The organism is Bacillus sp. TH22, assembly GCF_016651015.1.
In the GTDB taxonomy this organism is placed as follows: domain Bacteria; phylum Bacillota; class Bacilli; order Bacillales; family Bacillaceae_G; genus Bacillus_A; species Bacillus_A mycoides.
The window spans coordinates 940,336-958,114 of sequence record NZ_JAEKER010000001.1 but is presented as its reverse complement, the minus strand read 5'-3'; the positions used below and the strand labels follow the sequence as shown (position 1 = coordinate 958,114).

Sequence of the window (17,779 nt, the reverse complement as noted above, 5' to 3'; positions counted from 1 at the left end):
TTTAATAATAATATGCGTGGGAAATGCGTGATTTATGTAATAAAATGGAAAAATAAGTTCGATTGAAAGAATTTGAGAAGGATAAAACATTTCTAAGCTGTCAAATGATAATTGTATAGAGTTCAATGTTCATGTTACATATCTTTAGAAGGGGTCTGGTTAGTGAGAAATCGCAATATTTTTCTAAAAGGGCTTGCGTTTTAGAAAATAAAGAGATAGAATACTCTGTAAATATAAAAAGTGATGATTAGGAAAAGTACATGATGCAAGGGTCTACAGAGAGCAATCGGTTGCTGGGAAGATTGCGATACCGCATGATGGAAAGACACCTGTGAGTGTTGCTTTGAACGTGATAATTAGTAAAAGCAAACGGTACCTACCGTTATCAGGGCTAAGATGGTCATTATGACAATTTGGGTGGTACCGCGGAAAAATCCGTCCCTATTTATAGGGGCGGATTTTTGTATTCTTTGAAAGGAGGTGAGTGACTGTGGATGATGACGATGACAACAATAATGTAAATAAAAATAAAACTATTGGAGGGAAATGTAATGGATCAAATAATGAAGCGTTCACTCACACGAGAATGTACGGAACATGGCGGGAAGGTTGTATTACTACAAGGATGGGTAAAAAAGATTCGTCATCTAGGGAATGTTAGTTTTTTATTATTAAGGGACCGAACGGGAGTTATTCAATGTGTATTAGAAAACGAGTTAGCCGGATACAAAGTTGATGTTGAAAGTGTCGTCCAAATAATTGGAGAAATAGTAGAGACACCGAAAACAGAATTAGGTGTTGAAGTACTTGCACATGAAGTGAAAGTACTAAATGGAGCAGAATCACTCCCATTTGAAATAAATAAAAAAAAGTTACAAGTTGGCCTAGATCAACTGTTGAATGAGCGAGTATTATCGTTAAGACATGAGCGAATCGCGGCGATATTTAAAGTAAAATCTACACTCGTTCAAAGTTTTAGTGAATTTCTAATAGAGAACGATTTCACACGTATATTTACTCCGAAAATTGTCTCGCAAGGGGCAGAAGGAGGAGCGAATGTTTTTAAGCTTCCATATTTCCAAAAAGAAGCGTATTTAGCTCAATCACCACAGTTTTATAAACAAATGATGGTAGCGGGAGGACTCGAACGTGTTTTTGAAATTGCTCCTGTGTACCGGGCTGAACATCATAACTCGTCACGACATTTAAATGAATATATATCGTTAGACGTAGAACTCGGATTTATTCATGATTTTCATGAAGTGATGCAATTAGAAACGGATGTTTTACGATATATGTTTCAACAAGTAGCAAAAAACTGTGAAAAAGAATTACAGCTACTACAAATAGAAGTACCTGTCATTACAGAAATTCCTAAAATCACATTGGCAGAAGCGCAAGAAATTTTGAAAATGAAGTATCGGAAAGAATCTCCTGAAGGGGATTTAGATACAGAAGGTGAAAAGTTATTAGGGAAATATGTGAAGGAAACATATAATAGTGAATTTGTATTCATTACACATTATCCGAAAGAAGCGCGACCGATGTATACGATACCGAATAAAGAAAATCCAACTATTACTGATTCATTCGATTTATTATATAAAGGATTAGAAATTACATCAGGTGCACAGCGAATTCATAACTATGACATGTTACTTGCTTCTTTTAAAGAAAAAGGATTACATCCAGAGAAATTTCAATCTTATTTAAATACATTCCGATACGGTTGTCCACCACATGGTGGTTTTGGGATAGGATTAGAAAGGGTTGTATATAAACTTTTAGAATTAACAAACGTCCGAGAGGCGAGTGCTTTTCCGAGAGATTGTACACGTCTTATACCATAAAAAAGCATCTTCGCGATTATCGCGAAGATGCTTTTTTACTGTTCTTTCATTTTTACATTGAAAGTTTATAAAAATCCTTTTCGACAAAAAAATAATATATCCCTTGACAGTTATAAATATAACCGATATACTTCATATTAATTTCAAAAGAAAATATATTCTAAATATTAAAATGTGTTGAATAGGAGTAGTAAGGTCATGTATTTGTGCAGAGAGCTATGGGTTGGTGCGACATAGTCAAATGACATCCTGAACTCGCCTAGGAGCAGTAAGGTGGAACGGAATCACATTCTTAGTAAATCTTAACGGTTAACCTTCGATATTAGGTTTGTAATCAAACGATTACTACTAAGGTGGATTCATAATGGAATCAATAAGGGTGGTACCGCGTTAAGTAAATGGCTTAGCGTCTCTTTATATAGAGACGTTGGGCCATTTTTTTATTTTATAGAAAAAGAAATGGAGGTTTTATTCAGATTGATCAATAATATTTATTTATTAATATAAAATGATTTTAACAGGAGGAAAATAGGATGAAACAGACGGAGCAATGGACTTCGAAATTAGGTTTTATAATGGCAGCAGCAGGATCAGCAATTGGACTTGGCGCAATATGGAAATTTCCTTATATCGCTGGGAAGAGCGGGGGAGGAGCATTCTTTTTAATTTTTATATTATTTACTGTATTAATTGGACTACCGCTACTTATAGCTGAATTTATGATTGGACGCAGTACACAGAAACAAGCAGTTGGAGCATTTAAAAGTATCGCACCAAATACAGGATGGCACTGGATTGGACGTCTTGGCGTTGGAACTTGTTTTATATTACTTTCATTTTATAGTGTTGTAGGTGGATGGGTACTAATTTATTTATTCAGAGGAGTAACTGGACAACTTATTACTCCGGGACAAAATTACGGTTCGTTATTTACTGAAACAATTGGAAATCCGCTTTGGGCTATTACTGGACATTTCGCTTTTATGTTCATTACGATATGGGTTGTATCAAAAGGTGTACAAAATGGAATTGAAAAAGCAAGTAAATATATGCTACCAGCATTGTTTGTTTTATTTGTCGCTCTTATTATTCGTTCATTAACACTGGATAATGCGATGCAAGGCGTGAAGTTTTTCTTACAACCAGATTTCTCGAAGATTACTTCAGAAAGTATTTTATTCGCAATGGGCCAATCATTCTTTGCGATTAGTATAGGGATTTCGATTATGGTTACGTATAGCTCGTATTTAAATAAAAAAGAAAGTTTACCAAAATCAGCAGTTACGATTGTCGGATTGAATTTATTCGTTTCTTTATTTGCAGGTCTTGCTATATTTCCAGCAGTATTTTCATTAGGAATGGAGCCGACAGAGGGGCCGGGCTTACTATTTATTGTATTGCCATCTGTATTTAGCCAAATTCCATTCGGAGGATTGTTCTTAACTGTATTTCTTGCGCTATTTACATTTGCCACATTAACCTCGGCATTTTCTCTACTAGAGACGGTTGTTTCAGCATTAGCAAATGGTGAACAAGAAAGAAGAGCTAAACTTTCATGGATCATCGGTTTCTGCATTTTTCTAGTAGGTATACCATCGGCCTTATCATTTGGAGTATGGAGTGATATTACGATTTTTGGGAAGAATATTTTTGATGCAGTAGACTTCTTATCTAGTAATATATTAATGCCGCTTGGAGCGCTATTCATTAGTATTTTCGTATCATTCAAGATGGAAAAGAAAGTGCTAGAAGCTGAATTTTTTGTAGGTGGAAATTACGGAAAGAAAGTATTTACTTGCTGGGCATTTTTACTTCGGTTTGTAGCACCACTTGCAATAATTATTGTCTTTTTAAATGTAATAGGGATTATTTAATATTAAATGTTATAATATTCGGTAAAAAAGAAGGTGATGATCATAAAAACGAATTTGATTGAAGTTGGGAAATATATGAACATTAGAGGGAAAAAGCTATACGTTGAAACACATGGAAGTCCTAAAAATAAACCAGTATTATTTTTACACGGTGGTCCAGGTGAAAGCTGTTATGATTTTTCATTTCATCAAGCGGAACGATTAAAAGATTCCTTATATGTAATTATGATAGATCAAAGAGGAGTTTGTCGATCAGAAGGAATTACTGAGGAAGAATCTTTTGGATTAAATGATTTAGTTGAAGACTGTGAGGAAATAAGAAAACTACTACAAATTGAGAAATGGTCTGTAATCGGGCACTCTTTCGGTGGATATGTAGCATTGTTATATGCAAGGGCGTATCCAAATTCAATAGAGAAAATAATATTTGAAGGTCCGACTTTCGATTTTGCATTAACAAGTAGGGCTCTATTACAAAGGACAGGAACGTTATTAACAAATTATGGAAAAGAAGCGGCAGCAGAAGACTGCTTTGCTTATTTATCTAATAATGCTAGTTCAGAAGAGTTGTTAGAAGCTTATATAAGATTAAGTGCTGAATTAGAAGAAAAAAGAATGGAGATTTACAATTATAAAAAAGATGAGACAGACGATAGTTTATATAGTGATGAAGAGTGGGAAGTATTTTCAAATCGCTCCAAAATTCATTTTGATAGATTAAAATTAGAGGGAGCATGTCATACGTCATTATTATCTAAAATAAAAGATATACAAAATCCAATGTTATTAATTGTAGGAAAATATGATGTAGTAACGTGTGAAAAACAAATTGAAACATTTAATAAAGATGCTCGAAATGGGAAGCATATCATATTCGAAGAGAGTGGCCATACACCACATTATGAGGAAGCTGATCGATTTGCTGAAACAGTCATTCATTTTTTGAACTAAAAAAGAAAGAGCGCTTCGTATAATGCGAAGCGCTCTATTTTAAATTTCTGGATAAGTGATTGTAATATTAGGCCATTTACTTTGCCATTTCTTTTGATTAACTCTTTTGTTGTACATATGTATTCGTTCTTTCGTTTCCAGAAAATGAGGTGTAGGTTTCACTTGTAATGAAAGTACATCTTCAATTCCACATGGAGCTGTTAATATGACATTGTTTTGCTCGTCAAGCGTAACTCCTAAAGCGGTTGCTGTTTCAGGAAATTTAGAAATAGCATCAACAGAAGAAGAGTATGGTGGCATTCCATTCACTACATGCATGCGAGTTTGATTTTTTACTGACCAAGGGATAGAGGCATCCATATTCGCCAGCTTCTGTTTTAATGATTGTTCGTACGCCTCATCTTTATGTAATGGATCATAATAAATGACATCGACATCTGGCGTAGCCGTTCTTACTTCGTAGTTATATAAAGTATCCCAAATTTTAGAACGGACAAACCCAGCGCAAATCCACCAATCAGGTAGCTCTAGTGATTTTGCCAATTGTAATACATTCATCATCCATTCGTCGTTTTCTATTAATTGAATTAAATCTTGCTCTGTTTTTATATTCATTGATAAATACACCTTCCTAGTAGATTAATGCATCAGCTCAATAATCCATAAAATCCAGTGAGCACCTGGTACAAATAAAAGTTGTGCTAATAAGGTGCCGAGAAGTCTAGAAATCATTAGCCAACCATACATTTTACTCATAGATTCAGCGCCATTTTCTGATTGTAAAGCACGTTCTGTCAAAAGTGCTATACGTGGATCGAGTAACACTGTTAATAAAATTGTAGCAAAACCATTCACAAGGCCAGAAGCTGTACTTGCATTTGTTGCGTAATCTGGATTTAGAAAAGAAGCATAAAGGGCAGAAAGAACACCTGCTGTATAAATTGCAGTAGCAAACATGTTAATAAGCATAATACGCTTTGGGATACCACCGATACGCAATCTATGAATCATTTCAAATCTTGGAAAGCGCACATATTTTTTTGTGTACTTTAATTTTTGAATGTTATTTGTTTTCATCATTCGAATGAAAGAACCATCTGTTTCAAAGTTTTGAATGACATATCCAAATAGTTTTGTCAAAGTTGGATAAAGAATAATCGCAAGTAATGTACCGATGGAAGCAGATAATAGTACAAGTCGTATAGTATGCTCTAAATTAATAGAAGCATCTCGTTTTGCGTCATCGACAATCCCGCCAATTAAAAAGGCTTGTAGTAAATTTGACGTTCTTGAAATAAGTAATACCATTCCTACGACAGATAAGGCAACGACAATCTTTTTTAAACGAACACCAGCTAATCGAATACTATAAGAACTAGTTTCGACTGCGTGGATGACAATTGTGAAAGCCATTATAAAAATTAATGTAATTGACATTTGTTTCACCAGTTTCTATTAAAATAATTGTAACTTTTTTACTTTATCATATCTTTTGTGATTTTGTAACTGAAAGTATAAGGGTTAGAAAAAGTAATTTTCTGAAAAGTTAGATGATGATAGTATAGTAAAGGGATAAGTAGGAGCATGGCCTTAATGGGGTACATATAAAATCAGTGGGGGAATTAAATATGTATACAACATTTCTATTTGATTTAGATGGAACATTAACTGATCCGAAAGAAGGGATAATCAATGCTGTTCTATACGTGTTAGAAAAAATGGGGATTGAAGAAGTGAATATAAGTGAGTTAGATTCATTTATCGGTCCACCAATTCAACAATCTTTTGCAGATAGATATAATATGAATGAAATAGAAGTAGAACGAGCGGTGTTTTACTCTCGGGAATATTTAAAGCAAAGTGGTTTATTAGAGAATAAAGTATACGATGGAATTACAGCCCTATTGCAAGAATTAAAGGATGCTGGCAATCGTTTGTTTGTAGCAACTTCAAAGCCTACTGTATTTGCGAAACAAGTAATAGAGCACTTTCAGTTAACATCTTTTTTTGAAGAGATTGTTGGGAGTAATTTAGATGGGACAAGAATAAAAAAGGAAGAAATAATTGCTCATATTTTACAAACAAATGAAGAACTCAAAAAAGAAAAAATGGTGATGATTGGTGATAGAAAGCATGACGTAATCGGTGCGAACAGTAACGGAATTGCTTCAATAGGTGTATTGTATGGATATGGTAGTGAGATTGAATTGAGTGATGCTGGGGCGATTCATATAGTGAAAGATGTCGAAGAGTTACAAAGATTTTGTATAGAGAATAGTACGATAAAACTATAGAAATAGAACCTAGAAATCCCTTTATAACATATGACGATGAAATCGTTTTTGTTTAAAGGGATTTTACATATGTAATCGAATACTATAATTAGACAATTTTAGCATGAAAGATTTGTAATAAAGTAAAACTTTAATTAGTGGAAGTTTTGTCCATCAGGCACTGATTATCAGCCCTCACCAATCGGGCTGTTACGAGCAGTTGAAATCCCGCCTAGCTTCTGCACATTTGCTGAATTTTAAGGTGGGAGTCTTACTGCTCGCAAATATCGGGATAAAAAGAGGCGGAATGTCATGAAATAAAAGGGTTCGAAATACGAGTAAAAGTTCGCTGTTAAAAGATTGAATTTTCAGTTTAAAGGAGAGGTATAATTGGAGCTAGTTATTATATTATTAGCACTTAGCTTACTTATGTTTGTAGCGTATAGAGGGTTTTCTGTTATTTTATTTGCACCGATTTTTGCATTGTTTGCGGTATTTTTGACAGAACCTAGTTTTGTATTACCTTTCTTTTCTAATATTTTTATGGAGAAAATGGTAGGGTTTATTAAACTATATTTCCCGGTGTTTTTACTTGGAGCAATTTTTGGGAAAGTAGTAGAAATGTCAGGAATTGCTGATTCTATTGCAAAGACGATTGTAGAGTTGGTTGGAGAAAAACGTACGATTTTAGCGATTGTTTTAATGGGTGCTATTTTAACGTATAGTGGTGTTAGTGTATATGTAGTGGTATTTGCTATATTTCCGTTTGCAGCTAAGCTTTTTCGACAAGCTAATATTCCAAAACGCTTAATACCTGGAACGATTGTCCTTGGAGCAGTAACATTTACAATGGATGCGCTTCCTGGATCACCACAAATTCAAAATGTAATACCTACAACATTTTTTAAAACGGACATTTATGCTGCACCGATACTTGGTATTGTGGGGGCAATTTTTGTTCTCACGTTAGGTTTATTATATTTAGAGAGTAGGCGTAAGAAGGCAAAAGCAGCAGGTGAAGGGTATTTTGGTTTTAACGATGGGAATACTGAAATGGCAGCATCTTTGGAATTAGAGCAGAAAGAAATACCGCTGTTAAATAGTTTAGAAATTACGAGGGCACAACAACTTATTGCTTTTATACCACTTATTTTAGTAGGTGTAATGAATAAAGTGTTTACTATTATGATACCGAAGTGGTATCCGAACGGTTTTGACTTTTCAGCAATTGGTATGAAAGCATTTGGAAAAGTAGAATTGAGTGCGGTAGTTGGAATATGGTCTGTAGAATTGGCACTTATAATAGGAATTTTAACAACTCTTTTATTATATTGGAAACGGGTAGTAACAGGATTTCAAGCTGGATTGAATACAAGTATTGGTGGTGCGCTACTTGCAACAATGAATACAGGAGCAGAATTTGGTTTTGGTGGTGTCATTGCAGCACTTCCAGGCTTTGCAATTATGAGAGACGGCATTTCTGCAACGTTCACAAATCCTTTAGTGAATGGAGCGGTAACGACGAATATTTTAGCTGGTATTACAGGTTCTGCATCAGGAGGAATGGGGATTGTTTTAAGTGCGATGGGTGATAAATTTATTGCAGCAGCCAATCAATTTGATATTCCATTAGAAGTTATGCACCGTATCGTATCAATGGCATCAGGAGGAATGGATACATTACCACATAACGGGGCTATTATTACTATTCTTACAGTAACAGGTTTAACACATAAACAGTCATATAAAGATATATTTGCTATTACAGTTTTGAAAACGCTTGCTGTGTTTTTAGTTATCGCATTCTATACTATTACAGGAATTTATTAAAAATAGATACTATATGAATTGTAAAGATTTATTTAGTTGATATTTTATAAACTAAAACATTAATAAGGGGAAGAAGGGGTGGAGTACTTGCAAGAAGTTGCTGAGTTTCGTATGCCGAAGTCTGTACTATATGGAAGAAATTCAATTGAAAATCTGGGGGAACAATCAAAGAAGTTTGGGAAAAGAGCTTTTATAGTTACTGATACAATTATGGAGAAATTAGGGTATGTTGAAAGGTGCATAAAACAGCTAAATAAGAAAGGTATTACTGTTATTACATATAACAAAGTGAATGCTGAGCCTACAAATTTACACGTATTAGAAGCGTTAATGATTTGTAAAGAAGGAAAGTGTGATTTTATTATCGGTATTGGTGGTGGAAGTTGTATTGATGCTGCGAAAGCAGTAGCGGTGTTACATACTAATGGTGGAGCAATTGAATATTACGTCCAAAAAGATGTTGAAATAGAAAATGATCCACTACCACTCATTGCAATTCCAACAACTTCAGGTACTGGGTCAGAAGTAACAAGTGTAGCAGTAATTACGAATAAAAAAACAGATGTGAAAATGATGATGAAGCATCCGAGTTTTACCCCGCAAGTAGCGATTATTGACCCGATATTAACAAGTTCGGTACCACCTCATATTACGGCAGCGACAGGTATAGATGCATTATGCCATGCAATTGAAGCATATATTTCTAAATATTCACAACCACTTACAGATGTACTTGCTCTTTCGGCTATTGAAAGTATTATGAAATATTTACGTATTGCATATGAAGATGGAGATAATATGGAAGCAAGGGAAGCAATGATGATTGCTTCATTACAAGCTGGGATTGCTTTTTCAAATGCATCTGTTACATTAGTGCATGGTATGTCCCGTCCAGTGGGAGCATTATTCCATGTACCACATGGAATATCGAATGCAATACTATTACCTACAGTTTTAGAGTTTACAAAAATGAGTGCAATAAAAAGGTTAGCAGAAGTAGGACGTAGCTTAAACAAAGATTTGTATTCTCATTCTGATGAAGAAGTAGCGAACTACACGATTGCTGAAATTAAGAAACTTTGTTTTGATCTTCGTATTCCTAATTTAAGAGAATACGGAATTGACGAAGTTGAATTTGAAAATGCTATTTCTAAAATGGCGAAAGATGCAATTGCAAGTGGTAGCCCAGGAAATAATCCACGAGTTCCTTCTTATGATGAAATCAAACAGTTGTATCGAGAGTGTTTTAATTATCAATATGAAGATTCTATAAAAACATCAGGGTTTTAATTTCAGAATATTATAATAAAATTTCCTTGGAAATAGTTAAAACAAGACTTTATATTATAAATTTAAAGTCTTGTTTTATTGTGTATAATATACATAATAAAATATTGTTATTAGTTTTATAAAAATAGTTTAGGTAGGTGTTTACTATGAAAACGATAGGTCTTATAGGTGGTATGAGTTGGGAATCAACTTCAGAATATTATCGAATTTTAAATGAAGAAATAAAAAGTAGATTAGGTGGATTACATTCAGCAAAATGTCTGATTAATAGTGTGAATTTTGAAGAGATTGAACGATTCCAGTCTAGCGGAGATTGGGATGGAGCAGGAGAAGTATTAGGGAATACGGCGTATTCATTGCAGAAAGGAGGAGCAGACTTTATAATCATTTGCACAAATACAATGCATAAAGTAGTTGAGAAAATAAAGGAGAATATTAACATTCCAGTACTACATATTGCGGATGCAACTGCAAAAGAAATAAATAGAAAAGGTATTCAATCGGTTGGTCTGCTTGGAACAAAATATACGATGGAGCAAGATTTCTATAAATCACGTATAGAAGAGAATGATATAAAAGTAATAGTACCATTAGGAAAAGATAGAGAAAAAATAAATGAAGTAATATACAAAGAATTATGTTTAGGAAAGATAACATCTCAATCTAGAGAGTATTATAAAAGAGTTATAGAAGAGTTAGTGCAAAAAGGGGCGCAAGGAATAATATTAGGGTGTACAGAAATAGGGTTATTAATAAAGCAGGAAGACATATCAGTTCCGATATTTGATACAACGCATATACATGCGATTGAAGCAGTCAATTTCGCTTTAGATAATAGATTGTAATTATATTATGTAAACTTAACTCATTTGTCTGGAAAACATTCAGAAAATATTTTATAATGTAAGTGGTTACATTTAAGGGGGAATGCGGATGTTTTCATTTCAGCCAATCGCATTTGTACATAATGAAAGAAAGGAAATAAAAGATGATGAGTGGGGAGAAGTAAAATCTTATATTACTTTAACTGATATGTATACAGAGGAAAGTATACAAGGGATTGAAGATTTTTCTCATATTGAAGTTTTCTTTTATTTTCATAAAGTAACTGATGAACAAATTCAATATTTTGCTAGACATCCTAGAAATAATAATGATTATCCTAAAGTAGGCATTTTTGCACAGCGCGGGAAAAATCGTCCGAATCGCATAGGAGCTACAATTGTAAAGGTGGTCAAAAGAGAAGGTAAATCAATTATTGTTGAGGGGTTAGATGCTATTGATGGCACCCCTATATTGGATATAAAGCCGATAATGAAAGAGTTTATGCCGAAAGAAGAAATTCTACAGCCTAAATGGGTAACGGATATTATGAAACAGTATTGGAAGGGGAATAAAACAAAATGAGAATATATGAGGCAACAATTGCAGATTTAGATGGACTAGCATCTGTTTTTAATAACTATCGCGTATTTTATCGACAAGATTCCGATATTGAAGGAGCAAAAGTATTTTTACGAAATCGAATCGAGAGAAAAGAATCCATTATTTTCGTGGCAGTTGAAGAGGGAGAATATATCGGGTTCACGCAACTATATCCATCATTTTCTTCTATTTCGATGAAAGAGTTATGGATTTTAAATGATCTGTTTGTACAAAAGGCGAAGCGCGGAGCCGGAACAGGTAAAAAATTGTTAGAAGCTGCAAAAGAATTTGCATTAGAAAATGGTGCAAAAGGTGTAAAATTACAAACAGAGATTGATAATTTATCAGCACAACGATTATATGCTGAAAATGGATATTTAAGAGATAATCGTTATTTCCATTATGAATTAACTTTTTGAAATATATATAGTTAAATGAGACGTTTTCAAAGTGAAGACGTCTCATTTAATTTTTTTATTGATGATTTAAAATCCAATTTGTAGCGTCTTCAAAGTTTTCTGCGATGTAATTTGGTTCAATATGTGCCCATTTATCTCGGAATGTATGTAAAGCATCATATCCAGCGCCAGTTTGAACTAATATAGTCGTTGCATTTACTTTTGCCCCAGCAACAATATCCGTCCAGCGATCACCGATTACAGCGCATTTTGTTAAATCAAGCCCATGTTTTTCCGCTGCTTGCAGGAGCATACCTGCGCTCGGTTTTCGACATTCACATCCATCACCATGTCTATGAGGACAAAGGTAAATATCATCAAAACCAAACTCTTTTAATTCTTTCGTAAAATCATTCGCAGTTGCTTTTCCATCCGCGATACCTGGTTGATTCGTAAAAGAGAATAGTTTAATATTTTGAGCTTTTAACTTTTGTAAAGATTCCTTTGTAAAAGGAAATAAGGTGAAAGAACCTGGATAATGTATTGTAGTATCACCGCCAATTGTTCCGTCACGATCAATGAATATTGCTTCAATGTTTTTCATAGTTATAGTCCTTTCTTTGTACCAGTAGTTTAAAAATGTTTTACAAATCGATACCCATTCACTTCATAGCCCAATTTTTCATAGAAGGGGTGTGCTTCTTTTCGGTTCATTCCACTAACAAGCCAAGTACCAATACAGTTATGCTCTTTTGCTAATTGTTCTGCGTAGTCCATTAACACTTGTCCAATACCTTTACGACGTATTGTAGAATCAACACTAATAATTGAAATCTCTCCATAACGAGTTACATCTTCTAAATTTTCACGTATACGAAATCCTAGTAATCCAAAAATAGTATTCTCTTCCTCATAAACATATAAAAAATCAAAAGGGCTCATTTTTACGAATTGTAAACGATTATTCATATCTTCATTAGAGATAGAGGATCCTTTTAATTCTTTTGTAAGAGAACAAAGTGACTCTATATCATCTATAGTCGCTTCACGAATTTGAACTGACATATGATCAACCCCATTTACTTTAAAATCTTCAAACATTAAATATTCTGTTAAAGTATGTTTTTTCCTGCTACCGAAACAAATATTTTAGAAATGATATAATACTATATTAGGAGGGATATGTTATCATTTTCCTTGATTGTATTGTAAATGGAAAGAAGGGGAATGTATGCTAGAAGTGAATATCCGCTCAGCCGGATATGAAATTGGTGAAAAGACAGTTCATGATATTGCATTTGCAATTGAAAAAGGAGAGTTAGTGGCTCTTATTGGTGCAAATGGTGCAGGAAAGAGTACGACAATTAAATCGATACTCGGTTTGCTTGTCAATATGGATGGTGAAATTTCGTTTGGTGAAAAGAAAAATCCATATGCCTATGTACCGGAGCATCCCACTTATTATGATTATTTAACTTTATGGGAGCATATTGAATTGTTAATGGCTGCTCGTGGAAGTAAAGTAGGAAATTGGGAGGACAAAGCAAGGGAATTATTACATACGTTTCGAATGGAAAAACATATACACGAATACATATCAAAGTTTTCAAAAGGTATGAAACAAAAATCGATGCTTATATTAGCATTTTTAACAGAGCCAGATTTTTATATTATTGATGAGCCTTTTATTGGTTTAGATCCAGTAGCTACGAAAGAATTCTTGAACTACTTATATAAAGAAAAAGAGCGAGGAGCCGGAATTTTACTTTGTACGCACGTACTGGATACAGCTGAAAGAATTTGTGAAAGATTTTTACTCATTTCGCAAGGTACATTAGTAGCAGATGGGCATTTAGAGGCGATCCAATCGTTAGCAGAAATGCCAGGAAGTACACTGTTAGATTGTTTCGATGCAATTGTAAGGCGGGAACAAAATGATTAAACAACAGTTTAATAAAAGGTTACGTCATGAATTGCAAAGAAAATGGAAAGCGATTCGTTCTGTAACAGATTGGACAGTAGCATTATATATTATTATTCCAGCACTTATATTTGCGGGGATCTATTATCGTTCACTATGGATGAAAGAATTATCGATGGAAGAGACCATTTATTTTGGGTTAGGTTTACTTGCGTTTTATTTTGTCACATTTTCAAGAGGAGTTCGCTCATTTTTTGAACAAGCAGATAGTTTATTTTTAATTTCATACCCAAATCATATGCGAAAATTAATGAAGCTTGGCATTATATATACGTTAATTCGGATTGCAATAACGAACGCAATTGTAGTATTCATTATGCTGCCTATATTGATGAAAAGTACGGGAGCGACAATTATACAAATCGTACTGTTCTGGATGTTCTTTACTGTTTTTCGATTTATGCTATCGTTGTTGACGAGATTCATAAATGTACGTGTGGGGAAACGATGGGTTTTATTGATTATAAAAGATGTTATATTTTCTTTAAGTTTAGTCTATTTTGGAATCAGTGTATTTTTCATTTTTAAAAATCCATTGTATTTCATATTATTTACCGGCCTAGTAGCTGTACTTACTGTAGTCTTAGTAAAAGAAAAGATGAATTATAAAAATTTCTTTTTTAAAGAAGTTGAGAAAGAAAAAGAAGAAAGTATGCGCTGGACTGTAGGGATTATGCAAGTTGGTGGTCATGCAGCTAAACCAAGTAGTTCGAATAAAAAACCGTGGATGTTCCCTCGTTCTAAAAAGATATTAGGAAAAAAATCTGATTCGCGTATTGTAGAAGCTTTTTTAAAAGAATTTTTGCGTACAAGTAGTGCTATAATGTTTTATGTTCAAATTGTATGTATAAGTACTGTAAGTATTATCGTGACTCCGCAGTGGATAACAGCTATTATTCTTGTATTTGCTATAGTTGCTATTTCTCGCTATGCTCGTGATTATTGGGATGAATTTACGAAGAAAATGTTTCTACATTTATATTGTGATGAAGGAGAATTACTATTATTAAGGTGGAAGGCGGATCGTTATTTGCTCCTTCCAGTCGTATTCATATACGGGACGGTCATCCTTTCTCAGTTTTATTTATTACCAGCAGTAATTATTGGGGTTATTTTTATAGTATTCATTGGTTGGATTGTATTTTTACCATAGAAAAAGAGCCGGAAATGGCTCTTTTTCTAGTCTGTAACACACTGATAAATAAAATATACTAAAAGGAGTATGCTTGCGGCGGAGTACACGACATCTAAAGTCATCTGATTGCCCCCTCATTGTTGTTGTATTTATAGTGTATGAAATCTTACAATTTCATATTCAAGTGAAAAATATGTGAACGTTAACAAAATTGTAAAGTGCAAAAATTACAATCATTTTGTATAATAGAAGAAACAACCGTTATATAAAATATAATGAGTGAAAGGGGAGGGAACATAAATGCCAAATTGGTTTAGAAAAACCTTAGTCGCATTAATTACCGTATTTACGTTTGGTTTAGTGACGCCTCCTTCCATATTACTTGATAATGCCAAAGCTGCGGACAAGCCTACGAGCACAGCTGGGCAACAAAATTTGGAGAGTACGTCCTATACATATGAAGAAACAAATGATAGGTTAACCACCGATACTTTTGTTAACTATGCGATGCAAGAAGCAGAGAAGCAATCTATGCAAAAATTCGGCTCTAAAATTGGGCCTGTAATTGAAGATGAATTTAAAGATGTTGTATTACCTAAAATTGAAGAGGCAATTGCGGAACTTGCAAATGATGTGCCAGAAGAATCTTTGCAATCATTAGCGATTTCTCAAAGACCGGCTGGCGGAAATAATGAAAAGATTTTTCATGTTTATGACACGAAATCAGGAAATGACTTACTGCGATTTCATGTGAGGAGAGATCATCCACCGCAAGATGGATATTATTTTAATTTCCACTATCATCGTTTTGATGATGGATATTCAGGACACCATGAGTTAGGAAATATTTATTGGAATACGAATGTACCGCCGAAATGGTTGTCTTAAAAAGAACGAGAGAAATCTTGTTCTTTTTTTATGTTGATAAAAGGGTAAACTATGTTGTTGAATAATATAGGTTTAGGAAAAAAAGCAAAGGGAGTAGGGGAAGAAGAAATTGAGCATTTACGTAAATTAACGATGCCAGAGAGATGTAAGCAACTCGATGTACCACTGTATAAACTACCGATATTAGCGCTGGAGTTTTATAAATTATATCAGCCTGCCATAAAAGATCTCGTTTTATTCCATGGGATGAAGGATGTATTAGATGAATTACATAAAAAAGGCTACGGGATTGCGGTTATATCTTCGAACTCAGAAGAGCATATTAGGGCATTTTTACATAGTAATGGCATAGAAAATATTCAAGAAGTGTATTGTTCTAAAAATTTGTTTGGTAAAGATAAAATGATTAAAAGATTTTTAAAGTCGAAAAAGCTAACAGAACAAGATATGTTGTATGTCGGTGATGAACAACGTGATATTGTAGCTTGTAAAAAAGCTGGTGTGAATGTCATTTGGGTTTCGTGGGGGTATGACGTAATTGAGACAGTAAAAGGAGACGCGCCAGATTATATGGTTAATACGCCAGGGGAAATTGTGCAAGTAGTACAGGCGGCACATTCTTAATATAAATAAACTTTGAGCAGGTATTCATCATATTGAATTTTGGGTAGCAAAGTTTCTTACTGGCAATAAGGTGAAGGTTATACGTGGTCCAATTGAAATGAATCATTATTCGGATGTTACTATACAATAGACTTTTATAACCCGAAGGGCTTTATTGTAGAGGGTGCGTATACACCGAATACAGAAATGTAAGGAGAATAGACATGAAGATAATTACAACGTGGAAAAACAATATACAAATAGTAAAAGATGCTGCAAATATTGAAGAAATCTCTAAAGGTTTCTCACCTGATAAAAAATATATTATTACGACTAGTGATGATAAAAAATATTTATTACGGACAGGTGATATAAAAGAGTATGATAGGAAAAAATAGAGTTTCAAATTTTAAATGAAATGGTAAAACGTAACGTGCAGGCTCAAAGACCAATTGAACTCGGTATATAGGAGGAAGAAGATTTATGTTATAGTATTTTTTCATATTTAGAAGGAGAAGATGCTAAGAAGCTATTGCCTACATATACGCCAAGAGAACAATATGATATTGGTATAGCAGCAGGAAAAGACTTAGCAAAAATGCATACACATGAAGCTCCTAAGGATATACTCCCATGGTATGAAAGAGCAATGAAAAAACATCAAAAATATGTAGAGGCATATAAAACATGCGGAATACAAATTAAAAATGATGATGAAATCATAAAGTTTATAGATGAAAATGAAAAATATTTAAAGAACCGCCCAAATCGATTTCAACACGATGATTTTCATTTAGAAAATATAATTGTACGTGATGCGAAATATGTAGGTGTTGTTGATTTTAATGGCTACGACTGGGGCGACTCACTTCATGATTTCGTAAAAATAGCACTATTTGCAAGGGACATTAGTATTCCATATTCAATCGGACAAATAGAAGGATACTTTAATGGGAGAATACCAGAGGAGTTCTGGAAATTATATGCGGTGTACGTTGGCATGACAGTTTTCTCATCAGTTGTCTGGTCCTTACGAGCAGCACCGCATATGTTAGATGATACGTTAGAACGTCTTACTATAGTTTTAGAGGATCATAAAAACTTTGAATTATCAAAGCCAATCTGGTTTGATAGTGAAATGATGAATAAAAAATAAGGATAGCAGGTGGGAAATCTCACACCTGCTATTTGTAAATAACTCATGAGACGGTCTCTTTACATACTATATATGTAGTTTTTTATGAAGGAATGAAAACCTTGACGTCTACTTTATAATATAAA

General features: G+C 33.8%; 16 protein-coding genes, 3 pseudogenes and 2 other annotated features. Of the genes and pseudogenes, 15 read left to right on the top strand and 4 right to left on the bottom strand.

Features of this window, described 5'->3' with window-relative positions:
• Positions 1-234 precede the first annotated feature (234 nt).
• Positions 235-446 (top strand) — a binding site (T-box leader).
• Positions 447-551: 105 nt separating this feature from the next.
• From aspS to JFU18_RS04780, 3 genes are all read left to right on the top strand, one after another.
• On the top strand, positions 552-1,850 hold the full coding sequence (aspS, locus tag JFU18_RS04790; RefSeq protein WP_201033102.1) for an aspartate--tRNA(Asn) ligase: 1,299 nt from the start codon (positions 552-554) through the stop codon (positions 1,848-1,850).
• Between the two features lie 168 nt (positions 1,851-2,018).
• Positions 2,019-2,267: a binding site (T-box leader), on the top strand.
• A gap of 116 nt (positions 2,268-2,383) precedes the next feature.
• Positions 2,384-3,724 carry a sodium-dependent transporter gene (locus JFU18_RS04785; RefSeq protein WP_087962962.1) on the top strand — a complete coding sequence of 447 codons (1,341 nt, stop codon included), beginning with the start codon at positions 2,384-2,386 and terminating at the stop codon, positions 3,722-3,724.
• A 36-nt stretch (positions 3,725-3,760) separates the two neighbouring features.
• On the top strand, positions 3,761-4,675 hold the full coding sequence (locus tag JFU18_RS04780; protein WP_201033103.1) for an alpha/beta fold hydrolase: 915 nt from the start codon (positions 3,761-3,763) through the stop codon (positions 4,673-4,675).
• Between the two features lie 39 nt (positions 4,676-4,714).
• Here the strand turns inward: JFU18_RS04780 and JFU18_RS04775 are convergent, their stop codons facing one another.
• Both JFU18_RS04775 and JFU18_RS04770 read right to left on the bottom strand, forming a co-directional pair.
• Positions 4,715-5,290 (bottom strand): nucleotidyltransferase family protein, encoded by a 576-nt coding sequence (locus tag JFU18_RS04775; protein WP_201033716.1) that lies wholly within the window; start codon positions 5,288-5,290, stop codon positions 4,715-4,717.
• Between the two features lie 24 nt (positions 5,291-5,314).
• Complete coding sequence (locus JFU18_RS04770; protein ID WP_002141610.1) at positions 5,315-6,112, bottom strand: lipid II flippase family protein; 798 nt, start codon at positions 6,110-6,112, stop codon at positions 5,315-5,317.
• Positions 6,113-6,303: 191 nt separating this feature from the next.
• Between JFU18_RS04770 and JFU18_RS04765 the strand changes: the two genes are divergently transcribed.
• The 6 genes from JFU18_RS04765 to JFU18_RS04740 all read left to right on the top strand — a co-directional run bounded on the left by JFU18_RS04765 (position 6,304) and on the right by JFU18_RS04740 (position 11,912).
• Entirely contained in the window at positions 6,304-6,969 is a 666-nt protein-coding gene (locus tag JFU18_RS04765; RefSeq protein ID WP_201033105.1) for an HAD family hydrolase, read from the top strand.
• A gap of 369 nt (positions 6,970-7,338) precedes the next feature.
• Entirely contained in the window at positions 7,339-8,778 is a 1,440-nt protein-coding gene (locus JFU18_RS04760) for a GntP family permease (RefSeq protein ID WP_002065163.1), read from the top strand.
• Positions 8,779-8,865: 87 nt separating this feature from the next.
• Positions 8,866-10,068, top strand: coding sequence for an iron-containing alcohol dehydrogenase (locus JFU18_RS04755; RefSeq protein ID WP_201033317.1), 1,203 nt, complete (start codon positions 8,866-8,868; stop codon positions 10,066-10,068).
• Positions 10,069-10,214: 146 nt separating this feature from the next.
• Positions 10,215-10,913 carry an aspartate/glutamate racemase family protein gene (locus JFU18_RS04750; RefSeq protein ID WP_002065165.1) on the top strand — a complete coding sequence of 233 codons (699 nt, stop codon included), beginning with the start codon at positions 10,215-10,217 and terminating at the stop codon, positions 10,911-10,913.
• A gap of 88 nt (positions 10,914-11,001) precedes the next feature.
• Positions 11,002-11,475: an SAM-dependent methyltransferase gene (locus tag JFU18_RS04745; protein WP_201033106.1), complete on the top strand. Its 474-nt coding sequence runs from the start codon at positions 11,002-11,004 to the stop codon at positions 11,473-11,475.
• On the top strand, positions 11,472-11,912 hold the full coding sequence (locus tag JFU18_RS04740) for a GNAT family N-acetyltransferase (protein WP_016094139.1): 441 nt from the start codon (positions 11,472-11,474) through the stop codon (positions 11,910-11,912). Before JFU18_RS04745 ends, JFU18_RS04740 begins: the two co-directional genes overlap by 4 nt.
• Before the next feature lie 55 nt (positions 11,913-11,967).
• On the opposite strand, the gene JFU18_RS04735 is transcribed toward JFU18_RS04740, so the two are convergent.
• Together JFU18_RS04735 and JFU18_RS04730 are read right to left on the bottom strand one after the other, a co-directional pair.
• Positions 11,968-12,495, bottom strand: a complete 528-nt coding sequence (locus JFU18_RS04735; RefSeq protein WP_201033107.1) for an HAD-IIIA family hydrolase — start codon at positions 12,493-12,495, stop codon at positions 11,968-11,970.
• Between the two features lie 29 nt (positions 12,496-12,524).
• On the bottom strand, positions 12,525-12,956 hold the full coding sequence (locus JFU18_RS04730) for a GNAT family N-acetyltransferase (RefSeq protein WP_201033717.1): 432 nt from the start codon (positions 12,954-12,956) through the stop codon (positions 12,525-12,527).
• Positions 12,957-13,122: 166 nt separating this feature from the next.
• Between JFU18_RS04730 and JFU18_RS04725 the strand changes: the two genes are divergently transcribed.
• From JFU18_RS04725 to JFU18_RS04705, 6 genes and pseudogenes are all read left to right on the top strand, one after another.
• Positions 13,123-13,833 (top strand): ABC transporter ATP-binding protein, encoded by a 711-nt coding sequence (locus JFU18_RS04725; protein ID WP_201033718.1) that lies wholly within the window; start codon positions 13,123-13,125, stop codon positions 13,831-13,833.
• Positions 13,826-15,025, top strand: coding sequence for an ABC transporter permease (locus JFU18_RS04720; RefSeq protein ID WP_201050275.1), 1,200 nt, complete (start codon positions 13,826-13,828; stop codon positions 15,023-15,025). The genes JFU18_RS04725 and JFU18_RS04720 overlap by 8 nt, the downstream gene beginning before the upstream one ends.
• Positions 15,026-15,307: 282 nt before the next feature.
• Positions 15,308-15,895 (top strand): YpjP family protein, encoded by a 588-nt coding sequence (locus JFU18_RS04715; protein WP_002031682.1) that lies wholly within the window; start codon positions 15,308-15,310, stop codon positions 15,893-15,895.
• Positions 15,896-15,982: 87 nt separating this feature from the next.
• Positions 15,983-16,519: pseudogene (locus JFU18_RS04710) on the top strand (HAD-IIIA family hydrolase); the annotation flags it as partial.
• Between the two features lie 43 nt (positions 16,520-16,562).
• Positions 16,563-16,711, top strand: a pseudogene (locus JFU18_RS30630) (VOC family protein); the annotation flags it as partial.
• Positions 16,712-16,722: 11 nt separating this feature from the next.
• Positions 16,723-17,654 (top strand): annotated as a pseudogene (locus tag JFU18_RS04705) (aminoglycoside phosphotransferase family protein).
• Positions 17,655-17,779 lie beyond the last annotated feature (125 nt).